The organism is Treponema bryantii (genome assembly GCF_036492245.1).
GTDB classification, from domain to species: domain Bacteria; phylum Spirochaetota; class Spirochaetia; order Treponematales; family Treponemataceae; genus Treponema_D; species Treponema_D bryantii_C.
In genome coordinates this window covers 3298644-3314554 of sequence record NZ_AP025286.1, presented here as the reverse complement: position 1 = coordinate 3314554, position 15911 = coordinate 3298644, and the positions used below count along the sequence as shown (strand labels likewise).

The following is a 15911-nucleotide window of genomic DNA, read 5'->3' as shown; positions in this document are numbered from 1 at the left end:
ACACAAAAATGCTCAAAAACACCCCGAAAACCGAAATATTTACACCTTTCTGAAAATTTACAAACTTTTCATATGGTATAAGTGCGTCTATACTCCAAAATGTAAGCGAGGTACTGTCATGAAACAGAAAAACAATGATTTGCCGGTAATCCCTAAGAAAAGCTTCTGGGTAAGATTACGTGAAGAAAAATATCTTCAGTTTATGGCACTTCTTGGAATTGTGTGGATGTTGATTTTTAACTACATCCCGATGTACGGAATTTTAATTGCTTTCAAGAAAAACTTTTTTATAACAACTCCTTTGTTCAGCAAGAAATTTTTTACAACACCATGGGCTACTAACGGTGGTTTCCAGCATTTTATCAACTTCTTCAAAGATGAAGAGTTCTTCAATGTTATGGCAAACACATTAGGAATCAGTATTCTTAAACTGGTTTTTAACTTCACTCTGCCAATCGTTTTTGCGTTGCTTTTGAATGAAGTTAGAAATATGAGATTTAAGAAAGCGGTTCAGACTATTACATATATGCCACACTTCCTTTCATGGGTTGTGCTCGGTGGTATTCTTACTACCTGGCTTGGAGATGGTGGTCTTTTCAATGAGCTTCTCATAAATATGGGTATTCTTAAAGAGAGTGTAGCTTTCCTTGCTTATCCTAAATATTTCTGGGCTATTACAGTTCTTTCTGATTTATGGAAGGAACTTGGATGGTCTGCAATCATCTACCTTGCTGCTATTGCAGGTATTGATCAGGAAATGTATGAGGCTGCTAAGGTTGACGGTGCAAGCCGCTGGAAGCAGATCTGGACAATTACACTTCCTTCAATTGCTCCTACTGTAACTATCATGTTCATCCTTGCTGTTGGTGGACTTTTGAATACTAACTTCGATCAGATTCTGGTATTGAACAATCCTTTGAATGCACCAAGAAGTAACGTACTTGATATCTACGTATATCAGACTGCTATGCGCGGAATGAGATATTCATATGCTTCGGCAATTGGTTTGTTTAAGTCGGTAGTTGCTTTCATCCTGCTGTTCATTGCTAACCAGGTTACTAAGAAGTTGAACGACACATCGTTGTTCTAATGGAGGAAAAAAATGACACATTCAAGATTAAATAGAGTAACAACTGGTGACATTATTATCGGAATCATTATGGTGCTTCTCTGCTTTATTGCAGTGTATCCAGTATGGTATACAGTTATCATTTCTTTCAATGATGCAAACGATGCTCTCCGTGGCGGAATCTACTTGTGGCCAAGAAAGTTCAGTCTTCAGAGCTACAAGACAGTTTTCCAGGACAGTACAATTGTCAGAGCTTTTATGATTACAGTTCTCAGAACTCTGATTGGTACAGTAACAAGCGTTTTCTTCACAGCTATGGTTGGATACGCTTTCTCTAAAAAGCACATTATGGGAAATAAGATTTATACAATCATCGGAACAATCACAATGTTCTTCGGTGGCGGTCTTATTCCTTACTTCATTACGTTGAAAAACCTTGGTCTTTACGACAACTTCCTGGTTTACATCATCCCAAGCTTGTTCAACTTTTATAACATGATAATCTTCATGTCTTTCTTCCGCGGCCTCCCAGCCGGACTCGAAGAATCTGCTAAGCTCGACGGTGCAAACGACATGCTGATTTTTATAAAAATTATACTCCCTTTATCTATGCCGGTAATTGCAACAATTGCTTTGTTCAATGGAGTAGGCCACTGGAACGATTATTTTGCCGGAGTTATGTACATCAATAAATCTGAATTACAGCCGATTCAAACCTACCTGTATCGTGTTGTAGCCAGTGCTTCTGCTTCTAAAGCAGTTGTTGCAATGCCTGCCGGCGTTTCTGCTCAGCAGGTAAGCTCACAGTCGGTTCGTCTGGCAACTATGGTTGTAACAACTTTCCCGATTATGTGTGTATATCCATTCCTGCAGAAATACTTTGTAAAGGGAATGTTAATTGGTTCTATAAAAGGTTAGCAGCAAAATCCGAGCAGTGGCGCAGGATTTTGTACGCGTGAATCGAAAGCAACGCGAAGCGTTGGTAACTTACATTTTGGATAATATTTATAGGAGGAAAATAAATATGAAGAAATTAAAGGTAGTAGCATTAGGTTTTGCTATGGTTGCTGCTATGTCTCTCGTAGGCTGCAGCAAGAAAGAAGCTGGTAAAACAACTGGTACTAAAGCATCTGCTGATGTTCCAGGTTGGAAAGCAAATGCTGACAAGCCAATCAAGCTTGACTGGTATATTAACTTCAGCTGGTTTGCACGCCATTGGGGTGATTCAAAAGTTTCTAAGTACATTACAGAGAAAACTGGTGTAGATGTAAACTTCATCGTTCCTGCAGGAAACGAAGCTGAAAAATTGAATGCTATGATCGCTGGTGACGCTCTTCCAGATCTCATTACTTTGGGATGGTGGGAAGGTCAGATTCCTATGATGATCGATTCAGATCTTCTTTATTCACTTGATGAACTTGCAGACAAGTATGATCCATACTTCTGGAAGGTTACAGATCCTGTAAAGGTTGGCTGGTATCGTCAGCCAAACGGACATATCTACGGATATCCAAACGCATCTTATACTTCAACAGACTACGAGAAGTATCAGGGAAAACTTACTTCAAACGAAACTTTCCTTGTTCGTAAAGATATGTACGAAGCTATCGGAAGTCCAGACATGACAACTCCAGAGGGATTCCTTGGTGCACTCCGCGCTGCAAAGGCTAAGTTCCCAACAGTAAATGGTCAGTCACTTATTCCATTCGGAACAAACGAATTCGGTGATACTGGTTGTTCTCAGCTCCAGGGTTACCTCTCACACTTCCTTGCAATTGCTCCAGAAAAAGATGGTAAATTCGTAAACGCAGACCTCGGTCTTACAGATGATCCAGAGTATATCCGCTGGATGAAAGCATTCCGCCAGGCTCACGAAGAAGGTCTCTTTGCTACAGACGTATTCGTAGACAAGAGAAGCCAGATTGAAGAGAAAGCTGCTCAGGGCCGCTACTTCTGTATGCTCTATCAGAACTGGGATATGCAGGCTCCACAGAACGCTCTTTATGCACGTGATCCAAACTCTATCTACATTGCTGTAGATGGTCCAAAGAACACAAAGGGTGATGATCCAGTACTCGCTGGTGGTGGTATTGCAGGTTGGACAGTAACTTTGATTTCAAAGAACTGTAAAGATCCAGCTCGCGCTATTCAGTTCCTTTCTTACCTCATCTCAGAAGAAGGTCAGATGGATACAAACTTCGGTATCGAAGGTGAAACATACACAATCGAAAACGGTGTACCAAAGTTGACAAAAGAAGTTGCTGACCTCGATAAGAACGACAAGAACAAGCAGGAAACAGAGATTGGTGTTCAGTACACATACTGGATGCTTATGGATACAGCTTGGCAGGCACAGTTCGGTGCTGACTATGCTCCTTCTCTCGAGCAGCCACAGCTTTGGACACGTCCATATGTACACTCTTATGCAGCATACGACGGACTTACACTTCCTGTTGGATCTGATGAACAGCTGATTTACGAAGACATCCAGCGCCGCTGGGGTAAGGTTCTTCCACAGTTGATTCGTGCAGGTTCAGAAGCTGAGTTCGACAAGATCGTTGCAGACTTCAACCAGTATAAGAAAGACAAGGGTGTTGATAAGGTTATCGCCGCTCAGTCTAAGCTTATGAACGAAAACAAGAAGAAGCTTGGTATGTAAATTATAGATTGCTTCGCTTCGCTCGCAATGACAATTACGGTAGTCATTGCGTGGAGTGAAGCGATGTTCCAATCCAGGGAATTCGACAATACGAGGTTTATCATATAAAATGATAAGGATGAACTTTTCACAAAAATTAGTTTTTGCCTATACCTGTATTGTCGTAATTCCCCTTTTTATTTTAGTAATTACTGCAATGGGACTTATCCGCCGTTCTCGTGTTGAAGAACTGGAAGCAAACAGTGAAGGTCTTCTTACAGAAAACTACGAACAGGTTCAAAAGAACATCCAATCCTTTAATCTTTTTGAACAGCTTGTAAAAAGTAATAAACGTCTAATGCTCTTCTTTACAATTCCAGAGCGCAGCAATGAAGATGAAATAATCGATACAATGATTTCTGAAACCACAATGCTCGAACGTACACTTGAAACTGTACCGAACATTTATGGACTTCGCGTATTCAGTGATAATTCACTTATTCCAGAACGCTGGCCGGTTTTTATGAATTCTTCACGAACAGACCTTGAAAGTCTGGAGCGCTGGGAATATAGCTACACGGCAGACTATCTTGGAAATCAGGGCTCGTTAAAATACGAATCAGTTTGTTCAACAAGAAGACTGGAAAATAATCACAGGGAAATCGGCTACATTCAGATAGCAATGAAGACCAGTGACTTTTTTCCATTCCTCTTCAAAAAAATCAATGAATATAATGATGACTATGCTTTTCGTGAAGTTCTAAATGAACAGACAAATAAAATGGAGTTGATTCCAATCACAAATGAAATAGTAGAGCGTTCACGTGCACCATTAAGTCCAGAACTCTTTGAGGATTTTTACAAAACAGTTTATCGCCGCAAGCAGGGTGAAATTCTTAATTCCGGAAAAATGATTCTGCGTCATAAAGAAGATATTCGTTATTCAAGCTGGATACGTGTTCCCGACATGAATATTATTCTTCTGCATACCTGTTCTTCTGAAGAAATGCAGAGAAGCTTGTTTTTAATCCAGGCAGGAATTCTTGTTGGACTTGGGCTTACGGTTTTTCTTTTGTACTTTTTAGTCCGATATCTTACTTCACGACTTATGGGCCGTGTTTATAATCTGATTGGTGGAATGAAACAGGTTCAGGAAGGAAATCTTGAGGCATGCGTAGAAGTAACCGGCCACGATGAAGTAACTGAAGCTCAGCATACCTTTAACAGAATGACTGAGCAGCTTAGAAATCAGATTGAAGAAATCAAAAAGGAACAGCATCTGATTGCAGATACAGAAATGAAGGCAATGCAGAATCAAATAAATGCACACTTCCTTTATAACGCACTTGAAACAATAAAAATGCAGGCAGTAATTGCCGGCGAAACAGATGTAGAAGAAAGCATAAATGTTCTTGGCAAACTTATGCATTATTGTCTGCGCTGGAGAGTTCATACAGTAACCCTCGAAGAGGAAGTAGATTATATCCGTTCGTATGTTTACCTTTTGAACATCAGAAATGATTATGTAATTTCACTTCAAACAGAAATTCATGATGAATATAAAAATATTGTCATTCCAAAAATGAGTCTGCAGCCGCTTGTAGAGAATGCTTTTTTCTATGCAATCGAGCCGCGAGGAAAGGATGCAGTAATTCGTGTTTATACAGAAGAAGGTACACAGTCAGACAGAATCTGGTTATGTGTTCGCGATTTTGGCAAAGGAATTCCAAAAGAAAAACAGGAAGAACTGATGACCTATCTTTCAGATGATAATTATGAGCGCGATTCACAAGGCAGCATCGGTTTGAAAAATATTCAGCAGCGTTTAAGCATGTTCTGTGGAAAAGATTATCGGATGATAATCGAGTCGAGAAAAGGAGAAGGAACTCTTATTAAAATTCCTGTTCCACGGAATTTAAAGAACACTTTAGGAGAATAATCATGATAACAATAGTACTGGCAGATGATGAAAAACTCATTCGTGCGGGACTAAAAAAAATCCTTCTGGATTCAATAGATATTCCGCTGGAGATTATAGAAGCAAAAAACGGAGAAGAAGCTCTCGAGTTCTGTAAGGAAAAGAAGCCAGAAATTTTAATTACAGATATCCGTATGCCGGTAATGGATGGCGTAGAACTCATGAAGCAGCTTTCTGAACTGGATGAAAAACAGAAGCCTGCAATAATCGTACTTAGTGGTTATGATGATTTTTCTTATGCAAAGGCTGCAATCCAAAGTGGTGCTCTCAGTTATATTCTAAAGCCGGTTGATAAAAAAGAACTTATAAGCGCAGTGAACTCTGCAATTATGAATTCCCAGAAAGAAGAAAAAGAACAGAATGAACAGAAGTTCCGTCAGATAATAGAGAAGGGGCGCCTTGATGATGTTTCAGGTCTTCCGGAAATCACAATAAAGAACGGACTTCGTTGTATTGTTATTTATGGAAAAAATCCTATTCAGGCAGTCGAAGCTGTAATGCATGACAGAAGATACTACGTTGTTGAACAGACACGAAATTCCGTACTGTTAGTTTATCCTTTTGATGGAGTTGAAGTTAAATATGATCCGACTTATCTGGATACCTATATCGTAGGAATTTCAGGACCAGCCGATGATTATTCAATGCTTCGAACAATGAGACGTCAGGCAAGAACCGCCGCAATGCAGTCATTCTTTGATGCCGAAACCGGAATGATGCTGGAACGACAAAGACGAGGCGGACTGTATTATTGGGAAAATGATACTCACATAAGCGACTTTACTCAGCTTGATGAAGGCTATGAAAAAATGATCAGCCATTGTGATATTGCTTCTCCGGAAGAAGCGCAGAAAGATGTAGAAAATCTTTTCAACTGTTTTAATGACAACGCAAAACTTAATTCAGAAACCCTTTGTTATTTATATAGAAAAATTACTTCAAATATGTTTACAAGATATCCGGGCTTTACAGATTCAGACATGTACCTGCATATCAAAAGCATAATGATAGAAAACATTTTTGAGTTTGCAAATCTTCCGGAATGGCAGAGCAGTGTACTTGATTACGCAGTTTATCTTGCAGCGTTGTTGAAACAGGATACTAAAGAATCTCCGTACATTACAGAAGCCCTTGCATTCATAAAAACTCACTTTAAGAAAAACATAAACATGGCAATGGTAGCAAATCAGGTTTCTGTAAATTATACCTGGTTCTCAGAAAAGTTCAAAGAGCATACAGGCGTAAACTTTAACGAATACCTCAAGCGTCTTAGAATTGATGAGGCAAAAAAGCTTCTTGAAAAGGGCTGCTACAAAGTTTATGAAGTTGCAGAACGCTGTGGTTTTTCTGATGTAAAATATTTCATGAAGATATTTCGCGAAGAAACAGGTATGTCTCCAACTGAGTGGAGCAACAAGCATATTTCGTGATATTATTCTTTCACTGATATGAATGCTGAACTGAAAGAAAAATTACGTAAACTTGCAGACAAGTATGAGGTGTCGTCATTTTGTGATGCTGACCCGTCACAGTTTCTCCGCTGGTATGAGCCGGAGGCTGGGCGAGGTACAGTTGCAGATGTCGAAGCCGCTTCTTTTATTGCGGCAATGCTTGCGTTCGGAAATAGAAAACAGTTTATTCCAAAAATCTGTGATGTGTTGCAAACTGCCGACCGTTCGTTAGGAAGTATAAGCGAATGGCTAAAAACAGGTGCATACGTTAAAGAGTTTCCGAAGGGCACCGCTAAGTTTTACAGATTCTATTCCTATGATGACATGCAGATATTCTTTGGAGAACTTGCAGAAATCTTGAAACGTGCCGGCAGTCTCGGTGATTTTTTTGAGGTTCAATATACTGCTGCTCATAATTTATCTGACATCATCGCATCCGCCTTTCCAAATTCCGCAATCGTTCCAAAAGGCCGAACCAGTGCCAATAAACGTGTCCACATGTTCCTGCGCTGGATGGTGCGACGCAATTCTCCTGTGGACCTCGGACTTTGGAAATGGGCAGATCCCTCATCGCTCATAATACCCCTCGATACTCACGTAATGCAAGAGGCAGCAAAACTTGGTCTCATACCAGAAAAAGCTGCTGCTTCCCGTAAAACTGCAGAATTACTAACTTCCGCCCTATCCGAAGTTTTTCCAGGCGATCCCTGTCGCGGCGATTTCGCCTTATTCGGCGTCGGTGTAGATAAATAGCACCGTTAAAGAGAATAAATTTATTTAATCAAAATCTCTTATTAAAATCTTTTAGAATTATGATATAATCTGATAAAACGATTAACTAAAAAACAGGAGATTTCAATGGCAGACCTTTCAATAAGATTTTATTCCGACGTTCTCAAACGTGACGTTTCATTTTTAATGCAGATTCCAAATGATATCCGCCGTGACTTTCCACGCAATGACCTCAAGCGTGATGACAAACCAATGAAGACAGTTTTCCTCCTTCACGGTTATAGTGGAGCAGCTTTCAATTGGGTTCCTGGAAATCTTGCAGAGCAGTATAACTTTGCAGTAGTAATTCCAACCGGTGAAAATTCTTTCTGGATTGATGGTCCTGCTACAGGCAGACAGTTTGCAACTTTCCTTGGAGTTGAACTTCTTGAATATGTTCGTAAAACTTTCAATCTTGCAATGAGCGCAGATGATACATATATCATGGGCTTTTCAATGGGTGGCTTTGGTGCACTTCATACAGGTTTTGCTTATCCAGAAAAGTTCGGAAAGGTTATAGCACTTTCTTCAGCTCTCATTCATAACGAAGTTGCTAAAATGAAAGAAGGCGAAGGTAATCCTGTAGCAAATTATGATTACTACAGAATGTGTTTCGGCGATCCTGCGAAACTCAAGGAAAGCGATAATAATCCTGAATACCTTATGAAAAAGCAGGTGGCTGCCGGTAAAAAACTTCCTGATATCTGGATGGCCTGTGGAACTGAAGACTTCCTTCTTGAACGCAACCGCGAGTTCCACAAGTTCCTCGAAGATGAAGGTGTTAAACACGTTTACCAGGAAGGTCCTGGCATTCACGACATGAACTTCTGGCAGGAATGGGCCGGTAAGTTCATTCCGGAAGCTTTCAAGGATTAAGCTGAATTTAAAAAAAGGCGGTCAGAGACCGCCTTTTTTCTATTCCAGAATATGTCCGATATGTCTCTTTTCAAAGAACATATCGCGGTTTGTGAGTACGATGACTACAGCCGCAATGGTGACAAATATTGTTTCGAAACATTTTGTATCCGGTGTCATTGCAGTCTTTTCCTGAATGAAGTTTACAAAAAGATGAAACAGAATGCTTGCCAGCATACTTCGGTTATTTTTTACATAAACCCACGTTGTAATAAATCCCATTGGTGCAACTGAAATCAAAAAATTGAACATGTAAATATTATTCATAAGTCTGATTTCATAATGATAAGTCCCAGGAATCCAGAATAGGGGAAGATGCCATGCAGCCCATACAAATCCAAAAATAATTGATTCCTTAAACCACGAATGATACTGAGCAATGGAATCTTCTCCGTAGCCTCGCCAGCCTACCTCTTCAAGAACAGCGGCAAGAGTTATGGTTAGGAAAGCTCCAAAAAGACCTGGCCCGCTGAAAGTAAATCCTTCTGTAAAAGAAAACTGATCCAGTGAGCCGCCGAACAAAAGTGAAAAGAGAATTGAACAGCAGATTATAACTGTCATAATCAGATAGCCGCCCAGAATATAAAGCGGTTTAAGTTTCCAGAAATTAAAAATCTTTCGCTTAAAATCTTTTTTCAGTGCATCACTTTTAGAAGTGAATACAGTAATAATTGCAATAGTGGCAGGACTTATAAGTCCAAGCAGCATTCCGATAGTGCAGGTAAGTCCATCATTGAATAAAATTGCAAAAAGCCAGAAGGCCCAGGTTGCAATAAAAACCTGAATATAAAATCGTATTGGTTTATATGTATAAAAAGTCTGATTATTCTGAATCTGATTCATTTTCTTTCTCCTGCTCTGTGTTCAAAATCTGAGCTTCTGATTTCCAGCCGTTGAGTTCTACAATTAAATCTGTAGCTTCTGAAGGATCTTCCAGATTACGTTTCCCGATAAGAATATTTGAATTGGAATCTATAAAGCGGGAAAAACGGCCGGTGTTTTTAAGATAATATTTCTGATTTTCATCAAATCGTATTTTTGAAACTGCATGGATTTGATTCAGGTCTAGTTTTACTTTTGCGGCTTTTACCTGAATATTCAGATTTGAAGTTGTATTCAGTTCAACATGTCCGCAGGCATTTGTAATAGAAACAAACTTTGCTTTTCCATCAAACTCAATAGCGTCAAAAGTGATGTCACGGATTTTCAGATTTTCCAGTTCGGATGCGAGTTCAACATCAGCAACAAAACGTTCCGGAATTTTTATAAGAATAAAAAGATTTTCTTCTGCAGCAATGTCAGACAAATCTGCAGAATGTTTTACAACAACATCCATACGCTTTTTATTTTCAACAATCTTTACCTTTACCTGCTGGGCAAGATAGCTCAGTTTGTTTGATGCAGCGATTACAAGAATTTTTTCATCTTTGGTTTTTTCAATAATAACCTCGTGAGCAGTTCCAAGTCTAAGATCGATTTTCTTTGGACTGTCGAGGTCATATTCTGTGCGGCTTTCATAAAGAAACTCATGTTTTGAAATAAGGCTTTTCTCTTCACTCAAAAGCGAATCAAGCGATTCATTAAACAGATTAGAAATAGAAATCAGATTTTCAATATCCGGAATCCCATTTCCGCTCTCCCATTTAGTGATTGCCTGACGGCTGACATAAATTTTTTCTGCCAGCTGTTCCTGAGAAATTCCTTTCTGTGTTCTGAGTTCTTTAAGTTTTTCAGCAAAAGTCATAATGCATTCCTCCTGTGCAAGTATCTGCACAAATCATAAAACCGCTGTGTAAATTATAACAGAAAGTGGATGTTACAAAACAGAATTTTTATGCTACTTATCGTTGCATGTCTTAAATTTGACACATTTGTTTTTTTTCTTTATTCTACAAAGCGAGGACAGTTACCGTAAGGAATTGATTCTCGCTTTTTTATTTGGCTTACGGGCCATTAGAACTCACATCATAAAGACATGATCCAAGGAGGACAGGTACTATGAACTTAAGCACTTAAGGTGCTCTTCCTGTAATTTATTTCTTTTTAAAAGGAGGAGCGCATGATTCTGACTATTGATGTAGGAAATACTTCCACTGCATTCGGACTTTTTGAAGGCGACAACTGTGTCTTGAGATTCAGAAGAACAACTAATGTAAATTCTTCTTCCGATGAAACTGGCGTTTTTTTGCGTTCGGTTTTGCGCGAGAATGGGTTTGACTGGCAGAAGATTGAAAAAATCGGATGCTGCTCTGTTGTGCCTTCTGTAAATCATTCGCTGGCTAATGCGTGTGCTAAGTATCTTGGTCACGAACCACTTTTTATTCAGGCTGGAATTAAGACCGGACTTAAGCTGCGTTATTCAAATCCTAAAGAAATCGGTGCAGACTTGATTGCTGCGGCTATGGGAGCTGTTGCAGTTTATCCTGGAAAAAATCTGATTATCATCGATATGGGAACAGCAACCACTGCGGAACTTGTTTCTAAAGACAAGGAATTTTTAGGCGGTATTATTATGCCAGGTCTTAAGATTTCTGTGGATGCGCTTGCAGGTGGAACTGCAAATCTTACTTCGGTTGAAATTATGAAGCCGGAGCACGTTTACGGTTCATCTACGACAGAGGCAATTCAGGCCGGACTTTATTATGGAACAGCCGGTTCAATTAAGGAATTCTGTCATCTCTTTAAAAAGAACGTATTTCATGGTGAAGACGCAGTAATAATTGGCACTGGTGGTTTTGCAAGAACTTTTGAAGATTACAATCTTTTTGATAAAATCATCCCAGGCCTCGTACTTGCCGGCGTAAAAAAGGCGCTGGAACTCAACTAATTTTATATTAACCGTCATTGCGAGGAACGAAGTGACGTGGCAATCCAGATTTTTGAGAGCTCGTTATGTGGATTGCTTCGCCTGCGGCTCGCAATGACGAGAACAAAAGGAAACAATTATGACAAACACAAACTCAACATTATCACTCAACAAAAAACTCACACTCACAGGTGCTTTGAGCGCACTTGTAATCGTACTCGGAATCACAAAGCTCGGACTCATTCCAATCGGAGCAACAGCATCAATCACAATTCTTCATATTCCAGTAATTTTGATTTGTATGCTCGCTGGTCTTCCAGAAGGACTTTTTGTTGGTCTCGTATTCGGAAGCCTCTCTTTGATTCAGGCTGCAATGAGCCCAAGTGGAGTTCTCGATCCTTTCTTTGTAAATCCTCTTATTTCAGTTCTTCCTCGTATGCTGATTGCTGTTATTGCATGGGGACTCTGGAAGGCTTTGAATCTTATTCCTCACATGCCTAAAACTGTTTCTGCAGGAATTACAGGTTTTATCACAACTGTAGCTCATACTCTCCTTGTTCTTGGAAGTCTTTATATATTCAAGGCTGCAGATGTTCGTGAAGCACTTGGCGGAATGGGATATTTTGCTCTTGTAGCTGCCTGCGGATTTAATGCAGTTCTTGAAGCAGTTGCTGCAACAATCATTTGTGCTGCTGTTTTTGCCGGATTGTTCATTGCAGGAAAAAAGAAATCTAAGTTGTCGCAGGAGTAGAAAACGTAGTATAATGCTCCTATGAGAATTGTAATCGTAGGAGCAGGATTTACTGGAATTCAGCTCGCAAAACTCTTAATTAATGAAAAAAATCAGGTTGCCGTTGTAGATAACGACGAAAACACAATCCGTCACGCTTCAAATCAGCTGGATTGTACAGTTATGTGTGCAGACGGCAACAATCTTGAAACCCTCGAAGAACTTGGCATTGCCAAGGCCGATGCGCTTGTCTGCGTAACCTCTTCCGATGAAGTAAATATGATTACTTGCTCCCTCGTAGATGCAGTGTATCCAGATATCTTAAAAATTGCCCGCGTGCGCAATTACGCTTATTACGTAAATACCGCAAAAGCAGAAAAAAAGCACTCAAATACTTTTGCAGGAAAACACCGTCCGCTTTACGGCGTAAACTATATGATTCACCCGGACGTTGAGGCTGCAGATGCAATTGTTCAGGCAGTTGAAAATGGTGCGGTTGGTAATGTAATCACTTTTGATAATACAGATCTCGAAATTGCCCGTATTACAATTACTGAGGGCAGCGAGTTTGACGGTGCTCTTCTTAAAGATCTCCGCACAAAAACCGACATAAAATTCCTTGTAGCCTATATTGAAAAAAACGGCGAAACAATGCTTCCAAGCGGAGACACTAAGCTTGAAGCTGACACAATAATTGGTGTTCTTGTTTCAAAGGATAATATTTCTGAAGTTATGAAGCTGTGCGGTGGCGAGCAGAAAGAGCTCCGTAAGGTTGCTTTAATTGGTGCCGGCCGCATCGGAACTATTGTTGCTGAAAAGCTGATGGGCAGAACTCAGAAAGCATCCGGTATTGCACGCCTGTTCACAAGCATTAAGGCTAAACGCAATTTTGATTTTGTGATTATCGACAATAATGATGAGCTCACGAAAGCCGCCTCGGAAAAATTCCCGGAGGCGCGGGTAATGAGGGCGGATGCAACTGATGAAAGCTTCCTCCGTGATGAAGGAATCGTAAACTTTGACCTTGCAATCTGTACAACTCACAACCATGAAATGAATATGGTGCTTGCCGCTTATCTTGAATCCCTTGGCGTAAAGCAGACTGTAAGCCTTGTAGGAAGTTCTGCCTTTGCTGAGATTTCCCGCAAGCTTGGAATTGATGTTCCGGTTCCTCTCCGCGACGCCGTTGTAGACTCTATTATGAGTCACCTTCGCGGTAAATCTGTAAAAGAAATTCATACTGTAACAAATGGTCAGCTTGAAATTGTTGAATGTGAAGTAACTTCAGATTCAAAGGCAAGCGGAAAAGAACTAAAAGAAATCTCAAATCCTGGAAGCTTCCTTGTTTTGATGGACAAAAAATCTGGAGTAGACCAGTATCAGATTGCAACAGGAACAACTCGCATTACTGCCGGCGACCACATTGTACTTATTACAGTTGCAGAAAACAGCAAAAAGGTTCTGGCATTCTTCGGGAGCGGTGAATAGTGTTTGTAATTTCATTCTTAAAAATAGCTTCCATTCTTCTTTCAATAGTAGGCGTTCTTTTTGCTATTCCTCTTGGCTTTGCTTTTTATTACGGAGAAAGCCAGGTTTATCTTCCTTTTATAATTCCAATGGCGGTGAGTTTTGTGTTTGTGGCTGCGGTTAATTTTCCAACCCGTCACAGAAAAATCACAATGAATACCCGCCAGACTTTTTTAATTGTTGCACTTTCCTGGGTTGTAGTTAGTCTGATGGGTGCTGTGCCGCTTTATTTCAGCGGAAGCATTCCACGCTTTGTTGATGCACTTTTTGAAAGTGTCAGTGGTTTCTCAACAACAGGTTCAACAATTTTAAGTGAAATCGAAACCTTGCCAAAATCAATCAATATGCTGCGCTGTCTTACTCACTGGATTGGTGGTATGGGAATCGTTACTCTTACTGTTGCACTTTTGCCTTTGCTTGGTGTTGGTGGTTTTCAGTTGATTAAGGCAGAAACAACAGGTCCTGAAAAAGGCAAGGTAACTGCTCGCATCACAACTACGGCAAAAATCCTCTGGCTCATTTATCTTGGATTTACTGTTGCCGAAGCGATTGCTCTTAAAATTGCCGGAATGACTTTTACAGATGCGCTTTCCCATGCATTCGCAACTTTAGGTACCGGTGGTTTTTCTACACGTAACAGTTCTATTGGTGCGTATAACTCGGTTGCTATCGATGTAATCATTATGATTTTTATGTTCCTTTCTGGAATCAACTTCAGCTTGTATTTCTACATCATCACAAGAAAATTCCGTGACATTGGAACTAACTCTGAGTTCAAAGCATATCTGGTAATCATCTTTGCACTTATTATTGCCGTAACAATTTCTCTGATGGGCTATTATGGCAGTGTTGGAAAGTCTCTTCGCTATTCATCGTTCCAGGTTGTTTCACTGATGACAACTACCGGATTTTCTACAGCGGACTTTATGCAGTGGCCGGCTGTATCTCAGTTTCTTTTGTTTGTGACATTCTTTATTGGTGGCTGTTCCGGTTCCACTTCGGGTGGTATAAAAGTTATCCGTTGGCTGGTACTTGGAAAGCAGGTTCAGAATGAAACCCGTAAGATGCTTCATCCACACGGAGTTTTTTCAATCCGTTTGAATGGACGTCCTGGACGTAAGGATATAGTGTTTAATGTAGCTGCCTTTATGGTAGTTTACTTTGGTCTTGTTGCTGTAACTACTTTTGTCGGCTGTCTTGGAAATCTCGACGTCTGGTCATCATTCACAGGCGCCCTCAGTATGGTCGGAAATATTGGTCCTGGTTATGCTTTGCTTGGTCCTACAGAAAACTTCGGCTTCCTTCCAGATTTTGTAAAATACTGGTATAGTTTTGCAATGCTTGCAGGACGTCTTGAACTTTATACTATGATTATTTATTTCTTGCCGGTTTACTGGGAAAAATAGTATGAAAAGATCTTCAAATTTTCTCCGCATTTTTGTTCTGTCACTTTTTTTGATTTCCTGTAAATCAACAGATGTGACTAAAACATCTGCAGGGAAAATCACTGCTACAGGACTTCGCCCAATTTACATCACAAATTCAAAAAAGGTTGAACTGCTTCTTCCTGAATATGCTGATGGAGCTTATGATGTTTTTCGTATTCTGGACGGAAACTTTGGCAATACAAGTTTTTCGTTTCTTTCATATACACAGATTGATGAAACCGGAATCAGTCTTTCGCTTATGAATGATTTTGGTGCTGATATGGGAAATGTTTTTTATGATGGCACAAAAGTTGTTTTTGATTCTGCCTATTTCCCAAAAAATCTTCCTGGCGAATATATCATTTGTGATATTCAGAATGCGTTTTATGATTCTGCTGTACTGGAAGAAAACTATAAGAATGCCGGACTCACTTTTGAAGAAACCGTAATTATGTGGGAGACTGGAACTCCTGAAGAAATACGTAAAATCTTTGACGGCAGTAAACTGATTGAAGAAATCTCAAATCACGATGATACTATCACAATTAAAAATTATCTTCGTGGATATGAATATAAACTAACAAAAATTGAGGAATAAA

14 protein-coding genes are annotated in these 15911 nt (G+C 39.8%); 12 read left to right on the top strand and 2 right to left on the bottom strand.

Annotation, left to right across the window (positions count from 1 at the left end; translation table 11 throughout):
* Positions 1 to 118 precede the first annotated feature (118 nt).
* The 7 genes from AABJ44_RS14465 to AABJ44_RS14435 all read left to right on the top strand — a co-directional run bounded on the left by AABJ44_RS14465 (position 119) and on the right by AABJ44_RS14435 (position 8783).
* A complete protein-coding gene (locus AABJ44_RS14465; RefSeq protein WP_074645721.1) occupies positions 119 to 1090 on the top strand; it encodes an ABC transporter permease in 972 nt (323 codons plus the stop codon).
* 12 nt (positions 1091 to 1102) lie between these two features.
* Entirely contained in the window at positions 1103 to 1987 is an 885-nt protein-coding gene (locus AABJ44_RS14460) for a carbohydrate ABC transporter permease (protein ID WP_074645723.1), read from the top strand.
* A gap of 106 nt (positions 1988 to 2093) precedes the next feature.
* Complete coding sequence (locus AABJ44_RS14455) at positions 2094 to 3728, top strand: extracellular solute-binding protein (protein WP_338369728.1); 1635 nt, start codon at positions 2094 to 2096, stop codon at positions 3726 to 3728.
* A gap of 118 nt (positions 3729 to 3846) precedes the next feature.
* Entirely contained in the window at positions 3847 to 5646 is a 1800-nt protein-coding gene (locus AABJ44_RS14450) for a sensor histidine kinase (RefSeq protein WP_338369727.1), read from the top strand.
* Positions 5647 to 5648: 2 nt separating this feature from the next.
* Positions 5649 to 7115, top strand: a complete 1467-nt coding sequence (locus AABJ44_RS14445; RefSeq protein ID WP_074645731.1) for a response regulator transcription factor — start codon at positions 5649 to 5651, stop codon at positions 7113 to 7115.
* Between the two features lie 18 nt (positions 7116 to 7133).
* Positions 7134 to 7889: a TIGR02757 family protein gene (locus AABJ44_RS14440; protein ID WP_338369726.1), complete on the top strand. Its 756-nt coding sequence runs from the start codon at positions 7134 to 7136 to the stop codon at positions 7887 to 7889.
* A 105-nt stretch (positions 7890 to 7994) separates the two neighbouring features.
* Positions 7995 to 8783, top strand: a complete 789-nt coding sequence (locus AABJ44_RS14435) for an alpha/beta hydrolase (RefSeq protein ID WP_338369725.1) — start codon at positions 7995 to 7997, stop codon at positions 8781 to 8783.
* A gap of 39 nt (positions 8784 to 8822) precedes the next feature.
* Here AABJ44_RS14435 and AABJ44_RS14430 read toward each other — a convergent pair whose 3' ends face one another.
* Complete coding sequence (locus tag AABJ44_RS14430) at positions 8823 to 9665, bottom strand: CPBP family intramembrane glutamic endopeptidase (protein ID WP_338369724.1); 843 nt, start codon at positions 9663 to 9665, stop codon at positions 8823 to 8825.
* Positions 9646 to 10566, bottom strand: a complete 921-nt coding sequence (locus AABJ44_RS14425; protein ID WP_338369723.1) for a helix-turn-helix domain-containing protein — start codon at positions 10564 to 10566, stop codon at positions 9646 to 9648. The genes AABJ44_RS14430 and AABJ44_RS14425 overlap by 20 nt, the downstream gene beginning before the upstream one ends.
* A 315-nt stretch (positions 10567 to 10881) precedes the next feature.
* Between AABJ44_RS14425 and AABJ44_RS14420 the strand changes: the two genes are divergently transcribed.
* The 5 genes from AABJ44_RS14420 (at position 10882) to AABJ44_RS14400 (ending at position 15910) form a co-directional block, all read left to right on the top strand.
* The gene (locus AABJ44_RS14420) at positions 10882 to 11649 is read left to right on the top strand and encodes a type III pantothenate kinase (RefSeq protein WP_338369722.1); all 768 of its coding nucleotides are present in this window, start codon (positions 10882 to 10884) and stop codon (positions 11647 to 11649) included.
* A gap of 118 nt (positions 11650 to 11767) precedes the next feature.
* Positions 11768 to 12379, top strand: coding sequence for an ECF transporter S component (locus AABJ44_RS14415; RefSeq protein ID WP_338369721.1), 612 nt, complete (start codon positions 11768 to 11770; stop codon positions 12377 to 12379).
* Between the two features lie 21 nt (positions 12380 to 12400).
* Positions 12401 to 13846, top strand: a complete 1446-nt coding sequence (locus AABJ44_RS14410; RefSeq protein ID WP_338369720.1) for an NAD-binding protein — start codon at positions 12401 to 12403, stop codon at positions 13844 to 13846.
* Positions 13846 to 15291: a TrkH family potassium uptake protein gene (locus AABJ44_RS14405; RefSeq protein ID WP_074643604.1), complete on the top strand. Its 1446-nt coding sequence runs from the start codon at positions 13846 to 13848 to the stop codon at positions 15289 to 15291. The genes AABJ44_RS14410 and AABJ44_RS14405 overlap by 1 nt, the downstream gene beginning before the upstream one ends.
* A gap of 1 nt (position 15292) precedes the next feature.
* Positions 15293 to 15910: a DUF3261 domain-containing protein gene (locus tag AABJ44_RS14400; protein WP_338369719.1), complete on the top strand. Its 618-nt coding sequence runs from the start codon at positions 15293 to 15295 to the stop codon at positions 15908 to 15910.
* Position 15911 lies beyond the last annotated feature (1 nt).